Annotated in this window: 19 protein-coding genes and 1 riboswitch; of the genes, 2 read left to right on the forward strand and 17 right to left on the reverse strand. The window is 39.3% G+C overall.

What is annotated here, in order from left to right:
* The first annotated feature begins 87 nt into the window (after positions 1–87).
* The gene (locus AC0VYO_RS13535; RefSeq protein ID WP_475369065.1) at positions 88–1,005 is read left to right on the forward strand and encodes a hydroxymethylglutaryl-CoA lyase; all 918 of its coding nucleotides are present in this window, start codon (positions 88–90) and stop codon (positions 1,003–1,005) included.
* Between the two features lie 55 nt (positions 1,006–1,060).
* Here AC0VYO_RS13535 and AC0VYO_RS13540 read toward each other — a convergent pair whose 3' ends face one another.
* From AC0VYO_RS13540 to AC0VYO_RS13620, 17 genes are all read right to left on the reverse strand, one after another.
* Positions 1,061–1,222 carry a hypothetical protein gene (locus AC0VYO_RS13540; RefSeq protein WP_430246093.1) on the reverse strand — a complete coding sequence of 54 codons (162 nt, stop codon included), beginning with the start codon at positions 1,220–1,222 and terminating at the stop codon, positions 1,061–1,063.
* Positions 1,223–1,243: 21 nt separating this feature from the next.
* Positions 1,244–1,558, reverse strand: a complete 315-nt coding sequence (locus tag AC0VYO_RS13545; protein WP_160918920.1) for an iron-sulfur cluster biosynthesis family protein — start codon at positions 1,556–1,558, stop codon at positions 1,244–1,246.
* 1 nt (position 1,559) lies between these two features.
* Positions 1,560–2,120 carry a PadR family transcriptional regulator gene (locus tag AC0VYO_RS13550; RefSeq protein WP_430246090.1) on the reverse strand — a complete coding sequence of 187 codons (561 nt, stop codon included), beginning with the start codon at positions 2,118–2,120 and terminating at the stop codon, positions 1,560–1,562.
* Between the two features lie 246 nt (positions 2,121–2,366).
* A complete protein-coding gene (locus tag AC0VYO_RS13555; RefSeq protein ID WP_475367691.1) occupies positions 2,367–6,653 on the reverse strand; it encodes a S8 family serine peptidase in 4,287 nt (1,428 codons plus the stop codon).
* A 725-nt stretch (positions 6,654–7,378) separates the two neighbouring features.
* Complete coding sequence (locus AC0VYO_RS13560; RefSeq protein ID WP_475367692.1) at positions 7,379–8,467, reverse strand: FAD-dependent oxidoreductase; 1,089 nt, start codon at positions 8,465–8,467, stop codon at positions 7,379–7,381.
* Positions 8,468–8,487: 20 nt separating this feature from the next.
* Positions 8,488–9,915 (reverse strand): dihydrolipoyl dehydrogenase family protein, encoded by a 1,428-nt coding sequence (locus AC0VYO_RS13565; RefSeq protein WP_475367693.1) that lies wholly within the window; start codon positions 9,913–9,915, stop codon positions 8,488–8,490.
* Positions 9,916–9,929: 14 nt separating this feature from the next.
* Positions 9,930–10,511, reverse strand: a complete 582-nt coding sequence (locus tag AC0VYO_RS13570) for a CDP-alcohol phosphatidyltransferase family protein (RefSeq protein ID WP_430246085.1) — start codon at positions 10,509–10,511, stop codon at positions 9,930–9,932.
* 13 nt (positions 10,512–10,524) lie between these two features.
* Complete coding sequence (locus AC0VYO_RS13575; protein ID WP_194222017.1) at positions 10,525–11,181, reverse strand: TVP38/TMEM64 family protein; 657 nt, start codon at positions 11,179–11,181, stop codon at positions 10,525–10,527.
* The gene (locus AC0VYO_RS13580) at positions 11,178–12,164 is read right to left on the reverse strand and encodes an ABC transporter ATP-binding protein (RefSeq protein ID WP_430246083.1); all 987 of its coding nucleotides are present in this window, start codon (positions 12,162–12,164) and stop codon (positions 11,178–11,180) included. Before AC0VYO_RS13580 ends, AC0VYO_RS13575 begins: the two co-directional genes overlap by 4 nt.
* Positions 12,165–12,177: 13 nt before the next feature.
* Complete coding sequence (locus AC0VYO_RS13585) at positions 12,178–12,996, reverse strand: ABC transporter permease (RefSeq protein WP_303530844.1); 819 nt, start codon at positions 12,994–12,996, stop codon at positions 12,178–12,180.
* The gene (locus tag AC0VYO_RS13590; protein WP_430246081.1) at positions 12,993–13,877 is read right to left on the reverse strand and encodes an ABC transporter permease; all 885 of its coding nucleotides are present in this window, start codon (positions 13,875–13,877) and stop codon (positions 12,993–12,995) included. Before AC0VYO_RS13590 ends, AC0VYO_RS13585 begins: the two co-directional genes overlap by 4 nt.
* Positions 13,846–15,084: an ABC transporter substrate-binding protein gene (locus tag AC0VYO_RS13595; protein WP_475367694.1), complete on the reverse strand. Its 1,239-nt coding sequence runs from the start codon at positions 15,082–15,084 to the stop codon at positions 13,846–13,848. Before AC0VYO_RS13595 ends, AC0VYO_RS13590 begins: the two co-directional genes overlap by 32 nt.
* Before the next feature lie 277 nt (positions 15,085–15,361).
* Positions 15,362–16,711, reverse strand: a complete 1,350-nt coding sequence (locus AC0VYO_RS13600) for a copper amine oxidase (RefSeq protein WP_475369066.1) — start codon at positions 16,709–16,711, stop codon at positions 15,362–15,364.
* Positions 16,712–17,007: 296 nt separating this feature from the next.
* Positions 17,008–17,670, reverse strand: coding sequence for a sulfite oxidase-like oxidoreductase (locus tag AC0VYO_RS13605; protein ID WP_430246213.1), 663 nt, complete (start codon positions 17,668–17,670; stop codon positions 17,008–17,010).
* Positions 17,671–17,754: 84 nt separating this feature from the next.
* A riboswitch (SAM riboswitch) is annotated at positions 17,755–17,853 on the reverse strand.
* A 60-nt stretch (positions 17,854–17,913) separates the two neighbouring features.
* Positions 17,914–18,378, reverse strand: coding sequence for a GNAT family N-acetyltransferase (locus tag AC0VYO_RS13610; RefSeq protein WP_475367695.1), 465 nt, complete (start codon positions 18,376–18,378; stop codon positions 17,914–17,916).
* Between the two features lie 196 nt (positions 18,379–18,574).
* Complete coding sequence (locus AC0VYO_RS13615; protein ID WP_194222332.1) at positions 18,575–19,006, reverse strand: GNAT family N-acetyltransferase; 432 nt, start codon at positions 19,004–19,006, stop codon at positions 18,575–18,577.
* Between the two features lie 97 nt (positions 19,007–19,103).
* Positions 19,104–19,667 (reverse strand): GNAT family N-acetyltransferase, encoded by a 564-nt coding sequence (locus AC0VYO_RS13620; protein ID WP_475367696.1) that lies wholly within the window; start codon positions 19,665–19,667, stop codon positions 19,104–19,106.
* Between the two features lie 122 nt (positions 19,668–19,789).
* Here AC0VYO_RS13620 and AC0VYO_RS13625 point away from each other — a divergent pair, with 122 nt between their 5' ends.
* On the forward strand, positions 19,790–20,308 hold the full coding sequence (locus tag AC0VYO_RS13625) for a LysE family translocator (protein ID WP_475367697.1): 519 nt from the start codon (positions 19,790–19,792) through the stop codon (positions 20,306–20,308).
* The last annotated feature ends 54 nt before the right edge of the window (positions 20,309–20,362 follow it).

Consider the following 20,362-nt stretch of genomic DNA (forward strand, 5'->3'; position numbering starts at 1 on the left):
AGCGAGAATTTCCATTATTCAAACGATTATCTTGCAAGACTTCCGATCATTTGTTTTAATTAAAGATAGCGCTTACAAAGAAAGGTGATGAATGTTTTGCTACCACAACATGCAACAATCATTGAAGTTGGTCCAAGAGATGGACTTCAAAATGAACTAAATCAGATCAAAACAAATGATAAAATCCGTTTCATCAAAGCCTTAAAAACAGCCGGAATGAAAGAAATGGAGATTACCTCATTCGTATCACCTAAATGGGTTCCCCAAATGAAAGATGCCAGTGAAATAGTAAGTACTTGCCTTGACGGTACAAGAAACTTCGTTTTAGCCCCTAACCGTAAAGGGGTCGAGAGGATTAAAGAAACGAACGTGAAATCGATAGCACTTTTTGCTGGTGTTAGTAACTCCTTTAATCAAAAGAATAGCAATAAAGAGACAAAGGATCTACTCAATGAGCTAATTCCTTTAGTCAAAGAATTAAAAGCAGAAGGTTATTTCGTTCGTGCATGCATCTCTACTGCTTTCTATTGTCCATATGAAGGAAAAATAAAAGTAAATGATGCGGTTGACGTTTGCCGTCAATTTGTTGATGCAGGCGTAGATGAATTAAGCGTAGCAGATACTAACGGAATGGCCACTCCTGATGAATCACACAACCTTTTTAGCCAACTTGTAAAAGAATTACCGTCAACATTGTTAACAGCTCATTTCCACGATACAAGGGGTATGGCACTTGCTAACATCTATGCATGTCTCCAAGCTGGAATTTCAAGATTTGATACGTCAGTAGGCGGACTTGGCGGCTGCCCTTTCGCCAAAGGAGCGACAGGCAACGTTGCAACAGAAAGTGTTGTCTATATGTTGGAGAGAATGGGTATCAAAACAGGTATTGATCTAGAAAAACTAATGAGAGCTATTGATGGGATTGAGCCTCACCTATCAAGACCCATCCTAACACCTTATCGAACGTTATATAATAAAGAAAAGGAAGCTTCCCTAAAGTAGTCATAAAAAAATTATGGTAAACTAAATAAAATAAGCACACAGACGTGTGCTTATTTTATCCTTTTACTATAGTTAAAATAATACTATAGATTAGAGCTAGAATTAGTCCACCGATAACCGTAATTCGATCCATCTTTTGACCTTTAAATAAATTCAAAACTCCCTTTACGATCATAAATACTACGAAAAAAATAACAAAATACATCAAAAACGTCACTCTAGTAAATCCCCCTAATCGTTATCCTTTGTTTATATATCGCATTCTCGGGTTAATGATTTCACTATCACTTTTAAGCATAAAACACTGGTGTTTCGGAAGAAAATCAATTTTCATTTCTTTATCAAAAAACACTTTATATTGTTTCTGAATCAATACAGGTCTGAAATTTGACTCAAGCGTCATATTAAAATCACCCTGAGCGGAATCATTTACTAATTGCGTAACACCGTTCACTACACACCCGCAATCTTCGATGTCATAATGTAACTTCATATAACCCTCAGAATCATGTTCTAATTTCTCGATCGCTTGATCTGTGAAAGTCACTCTCATGTTATCTCTCCTCTCCACTATCTTCTATAATAACGTCTATAAACTCAATAGCCCAGTCACACCACTCAATCCAGGTTTTCATCTGACGCCTACCGTATTCAAGCGTAAGGTATTCCCCCAGACGATCTTTCTCTATTCTATGATCAACTGCATTTACTTCTTTCCAGCTGTTCATATGATCAAGCACCATTTGGTGATGCTCTTTACTCTCTTTTAGGAATTGGATCGCTTCTTCTTTTGGAATAAGATGAAATAAAGAAACACGCATCAATTGTTCGTTTTTCATTTTTGGTGGGTCTACAGTATGATGAGCAAGCCATTCAATGAGAAGACGGTATCCTTTATCTTCAATAGAATAGATCTTTTTATCTGGAAGATCTAACTGCGGAACAATTTCAAAGCTTACTAGCTTCTCTTTCTCCATCTTTCCAAGTTCACGATAAATTTGTGTATGATGCGCAGACCAAAAATGGATCATCGTTTCTCTAAATTGTTGTGTTAGTTCATATCCGGTTGATGGTTTCTTTGTGAGTAATCCAAGAAGAGCATATCGTAAAGCCATATCATCATTTCCTTTTCAGCAATTTGCTTCTTCTCCATTATAAACGTCTTTACAATATCTTTGCACATTTGAAGTTGCAAATCCACATTTGACAATTAATTTGAATTTTATTTTATCAGAAATGACAAGAAAAACCACCGCCGATCATATGCTTATACATTGCTTAAGATGAAATCTGATAAAATACCGGACAAATCAAAAAAGCAGGCTGTCTATTTAGACTGCCTGCTTTTTCAGTGGTTTAAACTATTCTTTCGTATTGATATTTAGTAATCCTTCCGCTGTTTTTCGTGTCTCGTTGCCAAAAGAATCTTTCACTTTCACTTCGATCTCAGCACCTTCAGCCACCACATTCGAAGTAGCTGTCCAGTAACCGACATAATGCCCTTCTGATACTTCCATCATTGGAAATTCAGTCATACTTGAAGGCATCATCGTTGGATTCACTAGCGGCATACGAATTGAGAAAGTAGCCTTTATTCCTGGAGAGCTATCGAATTCAATTTTCACTGATTCTCCCGCTTGAAGATCTTTATTTTGATCTGGTTTTAATTGATTAATGACCAATTCTTCTTGCTGGGAATAAACTTTGATCGACTTTTTCGTTTTATTTCCTGCTTTGTCTTTCGCCACTACTTTTATAATGTTCTCACCTTGCTCGAGAAGCATCCGATGTGAAAATGCACCATTTTCTACTTTCGCTTTCGTTCCGTTAACTTTTACCCAAGCAAGATTATCATCATGAACGTCACCTTTAACTGTTACGGATCCTTTATTTGTTTTCCAGTCATCTTTAGGAGATGTGATCGTTAATTCCGGTTTTGTTTGATCTAAAGTAACCATAACAGTATCAGATTCTTCCGTCATCCCACGATCAGTCGATGCACGAGCTGTTAACTGATTTTCACCATTGCTCAATTGGATTTCTGTTGTAAAATCACCTTCTTCATTAGAAGTTGTAACAGCTTCTTCTTCGCCATTTTTCATAACATGAACGTCTGTCATTGGTGCCGTTTCACCGTCAACTTCAATGCTATTCTTGTTTGTATACGAACCGTCTTTTGGAGATGTAATCATTGGTGCTGTTAGTTCATAATCCACGACTGCACGGATCATATAGTTCCCTTCTTCTTCAGGAGCCTTCGACCATGCGCCGCTAACATATTGAAAGCTTCGGTCGACATATTCTCCGTCTTCATCTGTTGCAAGACCCGGAGCATTTGGATTGGCATCCGCTTGAATATAAGTGAGATAAAAATCACCTTCTACGATCACTCCTTGATCAGACAGATCAACCATCGTCCATTCGCCATTTCGAAGAGCAGTCGCGTCAATTGGACCAGCGAGTTTCTTACCTGGTGCTCCATCCGGACCTGATGCATCATGAATTTCGACTTTAAAATTTGTGCCGCCTGGATTTGGCCATTCCGTATTCCAGAATCTAAATAACCCTCCAGTCACAAGCGCACGTTCTTGACCTTCTGCTAGCGACATTTTCACAGCCCAACCGTTCCCAGCATCATAGAACGCTCTTGCGTTTTCAGCAGTACCATCGTCATACCCGATTTCCCCTGCATATCCGATGAATGGGGAAAGATCAGCATTCTGTACAACGGTCTCGTTCGCTTCCACAGTGACGTTAAATGTATCGCTATAGTAACCGGCCGCAAGAACTTTTAACGTATACTCCCCTTCATAACCTGTTAATGAATAATGTCCTTCTTCATCCGTTTGCACGGGTGCTATAGCAGCATCTTCTACTAATAAAACAGTTGCATCTTGGATTGGCTCTCCTGTTTCACTATTCGTGACTGTTCCTTCGATTTCTCCCTCTGGTATCGCTTCTAATGTGAAGTCAGCTTCTGTCACTTCATCATCTACGATCGTCACTTCCTGAGTCTCTGACTGGTAGCCATATGCTTCTGCAACAGCTGTATAGTCCCCTGCTGCATGAGTCATGGAATAGCTTCCATCTTCCAAGTTCGTTGTTGCAGAGCGCCCTGTCTCAAGAATAGACACTTCTGCTTGAAGCGGCAGAGCTTGAGGTGTAGGTGATGGTTTCTCTTTAACTGGATTTGCAACAAGCGGTGAAGGTTTTAACTTGTCAGGATTAACTTTTTCTTTCGCTTTGGCACTAGCAGATTTTTCTTCAGGCTGAACAGAAACTTTCGCGCTCTTTTTCTTAGCGGCGACTTCCATCGGCTCTGCTGATAAACTTACATCGTCAATATACCAGCCCTGCTTCATCACGCTACCATCCGTCTCGACGTGGAAAGCTAAATAAATCCGCTGATTTTCATAGGCTGATAGATCAACCTCTTCACTCACCCATTCATCAGAAAGATTATTATACTCCGCAAGAGCTTCCCAATTTTCCTGATCGGTTGAAACGAAGAGATGACCATAATCATAGTTTCTTTCTAGTTCATACCATTGATTGAATTGAAGATAAGCTTCACCTTCTGGTAAATCGATAGGAGGCATCATCAGCGTCATGTTAGCACTGTTGTCATAAGCTCCATCAAGGTTGGTTCCATAAACCTTTTCTCCAGAGTAAGCTTCAGGACCAACCGTTGGCGTCCCCCGCTCCCATGAATTATTTTCTCCCCAGCTCATCCATCCAGCTGGCTCTGATTCAAAGTCCGTTTCGTATCCTGTTGAGATACCAGGGATAATTTCTACCTGATATTCGTCCGTTGTGACAACATGTCCACCATAGTCTTCGATTTTAAACCTGTAACTAACGGAAGGTTCACTGACGGCGTCACCTGGGATAATAGCTTGATAGGATCCAGAAAGATAGTTCCCATCAATTCTTGTTGCTTCAGTTGACGTCCACTCTCCGTTATGATCATATTCAAGCTCTACACTCGTTACGCTCACATTATCTGTCGCTGTGACGGTAAGAGGAAATTCCATCTGAGCATAAGCTTCTGCAGGAGCATCGTGTTGATACGTGGGCTCTTCTTCATCGCTTCCTTCTTTCATCACATCACCCTCTAATGTACCGAGCCCACTCATAACAGAAGAAACAGCGTCAAATGCATTCACTAATCCATAACCGTAACCATTATTCGGAGAATCTGGGAATTCATCGTCTGTAAGTGGTGTGACGGTGTTTAAAAAGATGTCTTCTATATCATCAACCGTCAACGATGGATCTGCTTGACGAAGGAGAGCAGCGATCGCTGATACGTGTGGCCCAGCCATCGACGTACCATTCCACCCTCCTTCATAGCTACTCCCTGGTACCGCAGAACGGATATTAACTCCAGGAGCTGAAACGTCAGGTTTTATTTCATCATATGGGGATGGTCCCTGTAGAGAGAAACTTCCAAGAGCATCATTGATATCTGTAGCTCCCGTAGCAAATGACTCAGGATAATTTGCTGGTGTTGCGATTGACTCCGGACCTCCGGGATTAAATAGTGTTGTATTACCCGCAGAAAATTCTGGGAATATATCTGCATTTCGCCAATTTTGAACCATTGGGCGATACCATTCGTCAAGCCCAGGTCCGCCTCCCCAAGAATTGTTCACGACATCAGGAGCCTTCTCAGGGTGTGGATTGCCTTCTGCATCCTTAGGAGCAATAATCCATTCTCCTGCTTCAAGAAGATCGATATCTGTTCCACCGTCTTCGCTAAAAGCTTTTACCGCTATCCATTTTGCCCCAGGAGCGACGCCAATCTCATTCGAACCATCCGGTTCAGCGCCAACCATAGTTCCCATTGTATGAGTCCCATGTGCGAGATCATCATATGGGGCGGCTTCTCCGCTTACAGCGTCAAACCAGTTAAATTCATGATCTACTCCTTCAGAACTATATCCTCGATACTGTTCCATAAGAGCGGGATGATCCCACTGAACACCGGTATCAATGTTAGCGATCACCGTCCCTGCCCCATCAATTCCCATATCCCATACTTCAGGAGCACCTACTCGATCAATATTCCACTCAATTGAGTTCGTATCTGCAGTCGTTTTAGCCTTAGTTTTCGTTTTATCTGGAATTGGCTGAATCTGCCTGATCTCGTTAGGAAGTATTTTATCCACTTCAGGAAATGATGCTAGTTGGTTCATCACTTTTTTTGTTGCTGTTACTGCCATACCGTTTACGATGTAAAATGATTTTATGTCTTCTGCATTGCCTTTTTTCTCTTGTTGTTCTAAGTATGTGGACACAGAGTGTTGTGTTTCAATAGACGTAGCTCTTAACGCATTAACAACAGCTGATCGCTTAGTGATTTCAGCTTGAAAGGAAGTTAAGTTGTTTTTCTTAGCCTTTTCTTCAGCTTCTTTCGCAACCTTTGTCGTATCAGCTTGTTCTGCAAATTTAATCAAGAACGTTACTTTTTCGTTCTTCTCAAATGCTTTCGCTACCTTCTGATCAACGCGTTTCACTTCATCATTCATGGATACAGAAGAATCACTTTTCGCGTTCACTTGCATCGCTGGTTGTATGAAGCTCGTGATGAGGAGAATAAAACAAGCAAAAAGAGCTACGATTTTACGTTTGCTTCGTTTTCTCAAATTTCTTCCTCCCTAATTATTAGTTTTGTGTTTACACTCTGCCCTCCTTTTGTATTGCCGGGTTCACTTAATATGCTATACCAGGATTTGTCACAACCCAAACAAAAATGACGAAATTTTCAGAAAATGATTCAATTCTCTCAAAGTACTTTTAATATAAAAAAATGACGATTGTCCTGCTTCTGAATCATTTTGATGAGTAATATCGTTTTTTAATAGTCTTTAGGGGTTAAGGACTATAGAAGCATCGATTCTTACTCAAGTAATTTACTTATGACAAAGTCCCTAAAATTCGCTTTTATATCTTTCGGATGTCAGCATAAAGGAGGAGTTTGTTCAAATAGCCTTTTATCGAAATGCCAAAAAAATTGAAAAGCCACTCCAATTTGTCATTTTTCGCTAGCAATCGTTTCGTCAACCCCTCTTTTTTCAGCACAAATATCCGACAGAATTTGCTCACCTCCACTCATAAAGTCGCGGTCTTTATGTATGAATTAATGAAGATTACACCTATATGGTTTATCCACAAACTACATTAACTTATAGTTTTGATGCTCGATTTTGGCTCATTCGAGTGCAATTTTAATCACAGAGCGTACATGAGCCAGAAATCCGCAACGTTTATTACCGTCCTCTTCATGAAAAAAACTCTCTTTCTTTAAGAAAGAGAGTTTTTTTCATGAAGAGGACCCATTAAAGTCCTATTATAATACACCGGGCGTTACTCAAACATTCGTCTTGTATGTGGTCATAAACTTTTGATCTATTCTATTTTTTAATTTCCATGAGAGAGGATGGTGAAGAACTATTCTCCCATATAACAGTAATCCCTGTTTTTGACCAGTAGAAAGAATCGATAAGTATGCATTCTTAGGTTGGAAACGCCGTCCATTCGCATCATTCAGAAACCCCTTAATGTTTGCCCAAAGGATATCTGATTGTCGCACGGCTACTACACCGGCTTTAGGAAGGTCCGGATACTGGCGGATAGAAGCACAATCTCCTGCCGCAAAAATGGCCGGATACTCCTTCACTTGTAGTGTATCTTCTACAAGTAAATAACCCGCTTCATCAACTGGTAATTGAGAAGTTCGAAATATACCTGGAGCTTTTGGTCCAGTTAACCATAGCACTTCATCATAAGCAATTTGATTACCAGTTGTTGTGATAATCTGACTTGACGTTACATTTGCCACTTTTTCTTGCAAATAAAGTGGCAAGCTTTTACCTTGCATAATTTGCTTGATTTTTTCCTGCGCTTTAGCAGAAGTATTTTCTAACAATGGTGAATGAGAAATTAATGCCACCGGTTTTTTATCCTCAAGTTTTCTTTTTGCAGTGAGAGCTAAAGCCATTTCAACACCTGCAGCGCCACCACCTACAACGACAGGGGTTTCTGCCGCCTGCATTGCCTTCGCGACTTCCTCGATACGATAGTTAGGTTTGATGCGGAGAGCATGCTTTCTAGCGCCAGGTACTTCAATTCCGGCTGTTAATGAGCCGATATCTACGGAAAGAACATCATATGAGAGAATATCGCCCTTTTCCGTTAACACAACTTTTGCTTTAGCATCTATAGATAACGCTGCACCCTCCGTAAAATGAATGCCTGCCGCTTTTGCTAATGTTGGAATATGTATTCGCATATCTTCTTTGTTATATAGCCCTTCAAGATAGCCTGAGAACATTCCAGAATAATATTGATACTCCGATGGAGAAATGAGTGTCACCTCATGCTCTCCATTTTCTTCCTGAAGTTTCTTCATTATGTGAAGGTGAGCATGTCCCGCTCCAATTAACAACAGTTTCTTCAACCTTCTCCTCCTTTAATTCTTTATCGAACCCATTTAATGTATTTTTCTGACACCTTCGGAAGCCAACCATCAAATAATTTTTCTCTCCAGAATAAATCAGCGGCTTGATTTAGGATAGCACCTTTCGTTGGGTATGGGTGAATAACTGTAGAAATGTCTCCGATTTTATGACCATGTTCTTTCGCAAAAACAATTTCTTGCATCCAGCTTCCAGCATCTTCACCAACAGCATGAGCACCTAGAATATGCCCTTTCATGTCTGTAATGACCTTTAAAAGTCCATTTTTTTTGCGCTCAGCTATAAATCGATCGACATCTTCCGTACCAACCTTGAAAACGCGAATTTGATCGCCATGTTTCTCTTTCGCTTCTTTCTCAGTCATTCCAAGGTGAAAGACCTCAGGATCTATATAGGTAACCCATGGAACGTTCTCATAGTTTACTTTTCTCTTTAATCCAAACACTGCGTTTTGTACAATAAGTTTCCCTTCCATACCAGCTCCATGTGTAAAAGGAAAGGCACCATTCACATCACCAATTGCATAGATGTGGGATTGGCTAGATTGTAATGATGCATTAACTTTAATAAATCCATTGTCCTCATCTACTGAGGCCGCTTCTAAATTCAATTTATCTGTATTAGGCTTTCTACCAGTTGAAAACATAATCATTTCTGATTGGATAGTTTTCTCTTCGCCATTCTCTATATACGCCACAACTTTATAACCGTTTTCCTCTTTAATCTCTTTTACTTCTGCTTTAAAAATAAATGAAAGTTCTTTCTCCAATTCCTTCGTAGCAATTGGAATAATATCATGATCTTCTTTTTTCAAAATGGTCTCAGAGGTTTCTAATATAGTTACATTTGAGCCGAATCTTGAGAGAGATTGAGCAAGCTCAAGTCCAACAGGACCGCCACCTATAAAAACGATGCTTTCAGGCAAATGGTCTAAATTGAAAATTGATTCATTCGTAATATAAGAAACATGTTCCACTCCGTCAATTGGGGGAACTTTCGGGCTTGATCCTGTGGAAATCACAATACGTTTCCCTTTGATGGGGTTCTTGCCATCAATGAGGACTGTATGACTATCTTTAAATGAACCTTTGCCTCGATAAATATCTACCCCTAATTTCTCAAAGCGCTCATCACTATCAATTTCTTGAATTTCACTAATCGCTTCTTTCACGCGATCTATAGCACGACTAAAGAGCACTTCACCGCTCACCGTAAGGCCAAATTCTTTTGCCCCCTTGTATACAGCATGAACTTCTTTAGCAGCTGTAATAAAAGCCTTTGATGGGACACACCCATAATGAAGACAGTCACCACCTAAACCTGGCTGATCATCGATTAAGGCCACATTGGCTCCCATATTGGCTGCACCAGATGCAGCAGTCAGTCCACCAGAACCCCCGCCTATTACAATTAGATCATATTCTATCATTCGTCCCATCTCCTCTATCCTAATATCCTTTTGGCTTCTGCTAGTCTTTGAAAAGCAGTGAATAGTTCAATTGCTACAAACGCTAGTGTCAAGATAACTAAAAAATTGTGAAACAAAATCATTGCTGTAAAGAGAAGAAAACCTTCTGTTCTCTCCGCAGCTCCCGCTTGATAATAGAATGATTTGATGCCTTTTTTCTCTGACACAGCACCTACTGTAAGGAAGATCGTCATGGCAAAAATGATGGAAGTACTTAATAATAACAAGGCCCACATCGCTTCAGGAAACCGAAAAGCAAGCCCTAATATGACACTAATTTCAACAACGCGATCAAAACTCACATCCAATACGGTGCCAAAAGGAGATGGCTTTGTTTTACGTGCCATTGTTCCATCAACAGCATCAAGAAAACCAGAAGCCCATAATACGATAACCGCCCAAACGTAATAATCAAAATAAATAAATATCCCCGATGAAATGCCAATAATGAATGAAATAACCGTTACTTGATTAGCTGTAAGACCTAATCGAAGCAGCGATTCTGAGGTCCGATCCATTAGAGGCTGAACATATTTCCTTGCATGAGTGTCAAGCACGACAGCACCGTCCTTATTTCAGTTCTTCTTCAACAGAAGGTCCGAATGCTTTTCTGCGAATATATAGACTTACGATAAGTAATAGTAGTAATACGGCAGCAGCAATAATGACCGATGATAAATTATTTGATAAAAAACTTGCCCCCAGAAAATTCAATGCAATGGCACCTGGTAACATCCCCAGCAGCGTTGCTAAATAGTATTTCCTCCGATTCACATTAGAAACCCCACAAACATAGCTAACTAAATCAAAATGAAGAAAAGGAACGAGACGTAACAAGAGTACATAAAGAAAACCCTTTTCTGATAATCGTTTCTCAAGGTTTTCTCCCTTCCGCTTCCATGATTTCGGTAGAATGTTCATTCCTAATTTTCTTGCTAATGAAAAGAAAAGAAGAGCTCCTGTTGAACCACCTACCACCGCTAGAACTGTACCAAGTAGAGGCCCGAATACTAAGCCACCACTGATCGAAATGATCGATGTAGGAAAGAGCACAAAGGGTCTACCAATACAAATAAGCAAGAAAATGAGCGGAGCATAAAAGCCGAATGATGAAATCCAACCACGAATGTGAGAGGGTCTAAAATCAAATACATATTGATTAAGTAAGTAAATAACAATGATAAGTGCCGTCAACGATAATCCTTTTAGAAGTGTTTTAACAGTCATTGGGCAAGACCCCATTGATCTTTGGGATATTCTTTCATGTCTTCCCTCTTAGCACTTAATAGAACTTCTTGACCCGCAACTAAACGACTGTCTGACATGACAAGAATACTTCCCTGTTCCCAGGATATACGATAGCATTCTATGTTGTTTTTTACTGTAACCGCGCTTACCTTTCCTGAAACAAAGGTACAATCCTGGTTACTTTCTTTATCTTGCACAGAAATGGCTTTTAATTTACTAAGCGGAATAAACCCTTCTTCTAGAGCTAATCCTTCTCCAATAATTTTAGCGCTCTCCATAGATGAAGGATTCGTGACAACATCATAAGGATGACCGATTTGGATGAATCTCCCCTCATACATAACAGCAAGCCTATCACCCATTTCGATAGCTTCGTCACGGTCGTGAGTAATAAACAGTGAAGTAATCCCTTCTTCTTTTAATAAATCCTTCACCTCACTACGAAGTGATTCTCGTAGTGCAGCATCAAGTGAGCTAAACGGCTCATCTAATAAAAGAAGATCTGGTTTCAGCACAAGCGCTCTTGCAAGTGATACTCTCTGCTTTTGACCACCTGATAATTCATGAGGAAAGGTATCTTTCCATTTAGACAGCTTTACTTTATTTAACATTTGTTCAGCTTGCCTAACGCGTTCGTTTTTTGATACTTTTTTTCTTTTCAAACCATAAGTTACGTTTTCTAGTACTGTTAAATGAGGAAATAATAATGAATCCTGAAACATCAAAACGACCGAACGATCTTCTGGTTTCAGCCTTACAATTGATTTTTCTCTTAAGTAAATGTCTCCTTCATTTAGTGCTTCCAAACCAGCAATACACCTGAGGAGTGTACTCTTACCGCATCCTGATGGTCCTACTACTGTAAAATGCTCACCTTCTTCTAAATGAAACGAAAGGTTCTGCAAGATGGATGTATTTGAAAATTTCTTATGAAGGTTTCTGCATTGCAATAGCTGGTTCAAAACAATCTTCCTTTCAAACGCGATTAACAGCTCGAATAACCAGCCTCAACATAACTTCCACCAGGCCAATAAATAGAAGGGGTAGCAAAGCAAAAAGTATTGAAAATCCTGCAATAACTGCTTCATTCGAACTTGAAAAATAGGGATAATATAATAATGGGAGGGTGATCACTGTACCTCCCCCAATAATTGCTGTAAGCGCATATTGTCCTAAAGATATAACAAAAGTTAATAACATTAAGCTTCGAATACTTGGAAGTAATAAAGGTAGGGCTACTGTCAAAAAGCGCGTCAACGGACCGGCTCCTAGTACAGCAGCCTGCTCATTTAGACTACTTCCCATTCTCTCATAGCCTGCCCTCATGACACGAATGGCATAAGGTAGCGTAGGAATCAAATGAACAATGACAACGCCTATCATCTTATCTGCTAAGCCAAATTGTATCATCGTAAATTGAAGCCCCATTGCGAGTAAAATGCCAGGTATTAAAATAGGGGATAGCAATAGTCCCTCAATAATGGATTTTCCTTTAAACGTATAGTGAGAAAGAGCCCTGGCCGCTGGTATCGCGAGCAAAATATTTAATATTACAACTAGAAGAGCAATCTTGAACGTTGTAACAATTGATTCGATTAATGAAGGATCTTTCATAATGCTACGCCACGCATCCAAACTTAGTTCGTTTGGAAATAACGCAGGCCACCTCCACCCTTCGGAGACGCTTTTCATTCCTATTGTTACAAAAGGTAGGATGAATAAAATAATAAACAAAACAAACACGAAACTAGTTGCTAACTCTCTTTTCCCTAAACGCTTCAAAAATAACCTCATCTGTTTCTCCCCTTTATCATTCTAAGCCTATGTTTTTGCACAGCTCCGATTGAAAAGGTCGCAAGAAGAAGGGCGAGCACTCCTGGAAGAAGCATAGCAGAAAATGCAAGTGGTCGCTTGCTCCAATCCCCATCATAAAACCATTCGTACGCTCTAACTGGTAACATTTCTGGTCGTGTGACACCTAATAAATATGGGATTTCAAACGCAGAAGCAACAAATGCTAATAAGATTACTGCTGTTTCGATGAGAATCGGGAGTATCCAGGGTAGTTCAACGGTTTTAAAAACATCCCACTTACTTCCACCTAGCGTTCGAACGACTTCAGAATAGCGATGATCGATCTCATAATAAACAGGCAACAGCATGAGAATTACAAAAGGAACTTCCTTCCAGACATATGTTAAAATGATCCCCAACCCAAATTTCTCTTGAACAAGAACTAGAAAATTCCCTCGACTCTCTAATACTCCAATTTGATAAAGTAGAGAAGAGAACAGTCCACTTTGCGAGAAAAACAAAAATACTAAATAACCTGCAACAAAATGAGGAATTAACATCGGTATCCATACAAGTATCTTCAACGTTGAATCTTTAAATAACTCATATAACATTCTAGTCATTACTAATCCTATCACTAACGATAGTAAGGTGGACAGGACGGCAACTCGAAACGTTAATTTAAGGGAATGAAAAAAAGCATGATTACTAAAAAGTTCCGCGTATGTTGCAATAGTCCATTCCCCATCTATTGTTTGAAAACTTTGAGCTACCGCTGACCACATTCCATGCCCTACAAGTAGCAATGTAACCGCAATCGCAGGTAATAAATATAAACGTAATTTCCACTTATTGCTCAATAACCCGATTCGCCCATTCATTATTAATCCACTCCGTGTAACCTGTATCTAAGTCTGGTAGCTTATATTCATTTAAAACCTCTGTGGAAAGTACGCTTTCTCCCCGGTCAAGGTTACCAATAACCTTCTGATCCTCTTCACTCAATTTATCGAAATTTAATACCGTACCTTCCCCCCACATTGTAGGATCCATTTTAGCTATTTGAGCTTCTGGCGATTCAAGAAAATCAATAACTGTCATAGCTCCCTCTGGATTCGGACTATTAAATGGAATACTGAGATAGTGTGTATTTGAAACCGATCCAGGATCTTTTAGAACAAATGACTTCGTGCTTTCAGGAAACGTCCCATTTTCAATTAAACTTTCTGCTCTTGCTTCGTTAAAGCCCATAGTCATTAGGATTTCCCCCTGACTATAAAGCGTATCAAGTTTAGTCAATGATTCAGGATAAGTTTCACCATTACGCCAAAGATCAGACTTTATATCATCAAGATAGTTCCACACGTATTCTTCGGAATCTTTAATAATTTCTTTGTTAAATTCCTTTGCCAGAAGACCCGACTCTTCGCCTGAACCTTTTATGAGTAGGTGCTTCACGAACGTATTACCAGTAAAATCCGAAACGTTAGGATACGTAAACTTCCCAGGATTATCGTGAATCCACTGCTTTAACTCCTCAAGTGTACTTGGAGGTGTATCGATCTTGCTCGAATCGTAATGAAAAACATATTGAACATTTCCCCACGGAGCTTCTAATCCATCAATTTCCGTCCCTTGATCATATTCAGCATTCTGATCCTTTGATCCAATGTATTCTTGAAAATGAGGCAGCTTCTTTGAGAAAGAACCTAGTAATAAATCAGCATTCTTAGCATTTTTGAAGTTTGCGCCATTGATCCATATGACATCAATTGTACCTTTGTTTTTATTTGCTTTTTTCTCTGTTAAAAGTTTTTGCATAAATTCTTCGGTATTCATCGGCTGACGATTAAGCGTAATATCATACTCCTCTTTTAATCTTGGTGCTGCCCATTCATCAATGTACTGATTAATGCCTTCATCTCCTCCCCACATAAAGAGATTTACCTCTGTTCCATTAGAAGAGGATACGATTTCATCCCACTCCTTTGATAACACCTCTGTTTTACCAGTTTCATTGGTTTCACTATTCCCACATGCAACAATAAAAAGTAGCGTTGCGAAAATAAATGTAAACTTTCGCTTCATCTAATTTCCCCCTCATATAAACTATCCTAGCAACTGAAAGACATATTTGACGAACTTGATTGTGTTTCATAGTCAGGCATCATCTATTTTCCCATTATCAGTATACCTTTTTTATAAACATGATGCTGTAACGCTCCTTACATCTCAAACTTTATTAAAACCATTTCCTATAGCGTAAGTACGACAAGTTCATTGTCCTTTTCACGAAGAAAAGCAATAGCCACTTTGGCTATTGCTTTTCTAGCGGGTATGTTAGGCTACCCTATCATCTATTCCCTTAGCTTTTCTGCATTTTTCTACGAACAATTACGCCACTTGCAGCCATAGTTGCAAGAATGGCTGCAACAATCCATTCGATTGGCATTTGCTGTTCAGCTGTACCACCCATACCTGTTTTAGGCATACCAGTTGGCATAGCTTCCATAGCGAATTTGTCCGGGAATTGGTTTACGAAAGCACCAGAAAGTCCCTTTGCCGGCTTATACATATGAGCATAAGCTTCACGAACCGAATCATAAGCTGCATCGTAGTCTTCCGTAGTGTAGCTATCAAACGCAGATATTAATTGATTCACATGCATTTGTAAACCTTCAGATAATGGTCCCGCTTCTAATCTACCTTCAGTTGCTGTTTCAAGAAAACTTGAGAAGTCTGCACGATAGTCTTCCAGCGCTTTTAGTGCTTTTTCTTGAGCAGCTTCATCTTCAGCTCCTGTCGCTTGAACATATTCTACAAAGTTACCGATATGTCCAGACCACATTTCTTTAAATTGATTTCCTGCTTCTTCACCATATACAGAAGTTATCGCAGCAGCTAGATCATCCGTATTCTCGCTTAGTGCAGCTGCAGATGCATCAAAGTCTTCTGATCCGTCGATTCCGTTCTGCATTGTCATCATTGCAAGACCAGCATGTTCAGATAATAAATGACCTAATGTTGCACGAAGATCAGATGCTGGTGTTACGGCTTTTGTGTTCTCGAACTTGTCTGGGAACTGATCAGTAATGGCACCAGAGAATCCTTTAGCCACCATTTGCATGTGAGCAATCGCTTCACGTTCTTTCTCGTAAGCCATCTCATAATCACCTGCTACATAGCTATCAAATGAACCAATCAACTGATTAATGTGAGCTTGAAGTCCTTCAGACAATGTTTCAGCTTGAAGTCGTTCTCCTGTTGCATTTTCCAAGAAATTAGAGAAATCTTCTTTATAACCATCTAAGCTATCTAAAGCTTTTTGTTTTGCATCTTCATCTTCATTACCTGTTGCTTTCACATAGTCAACGAAGAAACCGATATGATTGCTCCAAATTTCATTAAATTCAGCTCCTGCTTCTTCACCATAAACGGATGTAATCGCAGCTGTAAGGTCTTCCGTGTTTTCACTTAAGGCACCAGCAGAAGCTTCAAAATCTGCAGAACCTTCAGCTCCTTTTCTCATTGTTTCTACTGCAAGATAAGCATGCTCACTTAGTAAATGGCCAAGATCAGCACGAAGATCAGCACCTGGTGTTTCTACTGTAGGCTTGTCCATTTGCTGGTCGTGGTCAGAGGCAAATGCTCCAGCAGTTGGTATTAAAAGTGAAAAGCTAAGCGGAACAATTAATAGTCCCTTTTTCCAATCGATCACTTTCTTTTTCATATTCTTGTTCGTATTCATTTTCAAATCCACTCCCCTTAATTTCGATTTACACTTAGCTAACGGAGGGAAGATCCATTTAGATCATTCTTTTTTAAAATTCTTCTCTTTTTTAATTACCAGAGAATAAAAAGTCAGCAAAACCCACACATACTAAGGTTCTGCTGACTTTCAAGTTTAAACTATTTTTTTATAGATATGATGATATTTAGAATGTGATAATAAACTACCTTTTCCTCAATCAATTCTATATGTGTTAATCACGCCCGCTTTTTCAAGAAAAATTAATCAAACTCTTTTTTCTCCCATTCATCTTCCGGTAGTCCCAAATCCTCTCCAGAAAACCTTTCTTCTTTAAATGGATCGGCATGGTTATGAAATCCGTTTTGTTCCCAAAAACCAGGTTTGTCTTCATTGATAAATTCTATACCTCTGATCCATTTAATACTTTTCCAGAAGTAAAGATGCGGTACAACTAACCTGAGAGGCCATCCGTGTTTTGCCGTTAATTTCTCTCCATCGACTGAGTGGGCAAGAATAACATTATCTCTCATTAAGTCAGTGAGGTGAATATTCGTTGTATAGTTATAGTCACCATGTAGCATAACATGGTTCGTTTTCGGTACTATCCCATATGCGTTCATAAAATCCTTAATCAAAACCCCTTCAAAAGTATTATCAAACCTAGACCACCTTGTGACACAGTGAATATCACACTTTACTTTCTTCTGTGGTAAGGCAAGTATGTCGCTATAGGAAATGATCACTTCCTTATCAATTTCTCCAAATACACTTAGGTTCCATGTCGACATCTCATACACAGGTACATCACCTTCATGTAGAATAGGGAACCTTTCTGTAAGTACTTGCCCCGGTGGCAGACGATCACCATACTTTTCACTTGCATCTGGAACTTTCATTTTGCGAATACGGTCAGCTTTTTTCAAATTCTTCACAACCCGTCTCTCATTTATTGAATCGTCTAAAAAAACTCTTCCTAACTAATAAGGAAGAGTTCGCTTCAGAGCTCTTCCTTATCTCTCAGAGCATAGACTCTGCTGGATTTGGCACCTTGTCTATCAGGTTGCCGGGCATCAAAGGGCCAGTCCCTCCGCCTCTCTCAATAAGGAAATTAAAAATCTAATTTTGATTCATTCTATCGGTCTATTTAGTATTTTGCAATTATTGTTTTAAACGAGGTTTTTCTTCATTTCAACAAATTGAAATTCTCCCCCATTGGTTTGTTGCATAAACAGATGAGTGATTTGAAATCCAGCCCTTTGATACACTTTTATGGCTCGTTTATTAAATTCAGCTACTGCCATTCCAAAGGAAGTTGGACGATACAATTCAACTGCTTTTTGAAGGCCAGCCTCTAAAAAAGAAAAGCCTTCTCCTTTTCCAACATTATCGGGACACATTCCTAGGCCAATTTCTATATGGTTGTCTTCATGCACATGAAAACTAAAAAAACCAATAAGATGATCCCTATGGTAGACGCTCCAATAATTTTCATTGCTGGCTGCATCTTCCCGGAACTCTTTTAGATCTTCAAGATCCTCGTCCATATTATAAAATGAGTATAGCCCATCATAGTTCCACGAGATAATTCGCTCGACTTCTTCTTGACTTATTAACTTAAATTGATATACCAATACTCTCCCTCATTTCTGTGTGATTGAAAAGGAAAAGCCCCATGCTGGGAAATGCATGGGGCTCACACTTTATATTTTAAGGGGGGCAGGAACCGGGGAAGTCCCTGCAAAAATAGTGTAGCAAGTTCCAAGGGCATGATGATTGATTATGAGTTGTTTTTCACATTCTTTTAATAAATGAAAAGAAGCTGGACAACTATTTATAAACCATGATCGTTTGAAGTTCTCGAAATCCAATGTCTTTATAAATGTATTTCGCGAAGTTAGAGGAATACACATTCAAACGAATTTCCTCATATCCCTGTTCTTTGAAGTTTTCAATACTCGCTTGAACGAGCTGCTTAGAATACCCTTTCCCACGAAACTTTGGAAAAACAAATACATCATAAATGAACCCATGCTTGCTTTCTGTAAAATAATCCGTGTTTTCTCCAAGTAATACCCAGCCAGCAATTTCCCCTTCGTCGCGATAAATGAGGTGGTAACCACCTCGATCAAGAATGGATGATACAATTTCAAGTGCTTTCTCTTCTTTTACGATACCAGGATTTGTCGTTCCTTCATTAACAGATTGAATGGAATTCGACAAAATAAAATCTCTTTCTTCTATCGTCGCTCGTTCGATCACATAGTTTCCCTCCATCATCAAAATCATTCATTACTCGTTTATTCTTGATGCAAGAACCTTATTCCTCCCATAAGTAAGATGCATATTCTTACCAAATTTATTTTTTTGTTAAAGCATAGACGCATGTATCAGTTAGTTTACTGCCATCAATTGAGACATGGTCGTTTCGTAAAATAGCCTCAAGTTGAAACGATTGTTTCTCGGCAATTCGCCGACTTCGCCAATTTGTCGCATTACAACGAATTTCTAGCCTTCTAGCGTTTAGCTCTGAAAAGGCGTAATCTACAATGCCTTGGACCGCTTCAGACATATAGCCTTGACCAGCGTATCTAGAATCAATCCAATAACCGATTTCAAATTTACGAACGTTCCAATCTATTCGATGTAACCCTGAGGAACCGATAAAATCACCCGTCTGTTTATGGAAGAGTAATAGTCGAAGATCCTCCCGCTTTAAAAACGCTACGTGAGATTCGCGGATATTCGCTTCAACATCTTCTTCCGTTTGATCTATATGTGCGAAAGGCATCCAGGGTTTAAGCTCTTCTAACGAGGCATCAATTGATTGATGAACCGAAGCACCACCCCCAGGTAGTGGAGAACGTATATGTAAACGGTCAGTGCTAAATTTATTTGGTATATCAAGTAAAATGGGTTCCATGGAACTATTCCTCCAACAACACTAAAAGATGTCAGAATTATATCATTAATGAGAAACCTGTCAAGTTATTGGTCTTTTCCGGCCAATGTCCCGCTACCATCTAATTGAAATCGAGAGACGAATTGACGGATCACTTCACGAGGATATGGTTTTCTTGGCCTCTCTTCAGGACTACTTGTACATATTGCTGCTACCTTAGGAATTTCTGCCGTCCTTTATCAATCCTCTCTCGCCTTTTCGATTGTTACCGCGGGGCAGCTTACTTACTTTTCATGGCATATGAAGCTTTTAAAGATAGCGGATCCGCAGCTAAACCCCTAAGTCAACCTAGCAGACCTTATTTTTCTTTATATCGAAAAGGGATTGTTATGAATATTTTAAATCCAAAAGTCTCCATATTCTTTCTCGCCCTTCTTCCACAGTTTGTAAACCAGCAGGCGAATTCACCCGCTCTTCAAATGTTAATTTTAGAAGGGGTTTTCATTCTACAAGCCTTTCTTATCTTTAGTGCAATAAGCTTTTTTGCAGGAAAAATCGCATTCTATGTCGTAGAAAATCATGCCCTAGCTAGAAAATTCAATCTTGCAAAAGCTTTATTGCTTGCTTTAATTGGTCTTCAAATAGCCTTTAGCGATCAATAAAAAAGCAGCGCTTCTCATTAGAAAGCGCTGCTTTAATATTTTTTTAGTAAAATC

It is taken from the genome of Anaerobacillus sp. 63XJN7_4_ISO-PGPR-S23-413 (assembly GCF_056173725.1).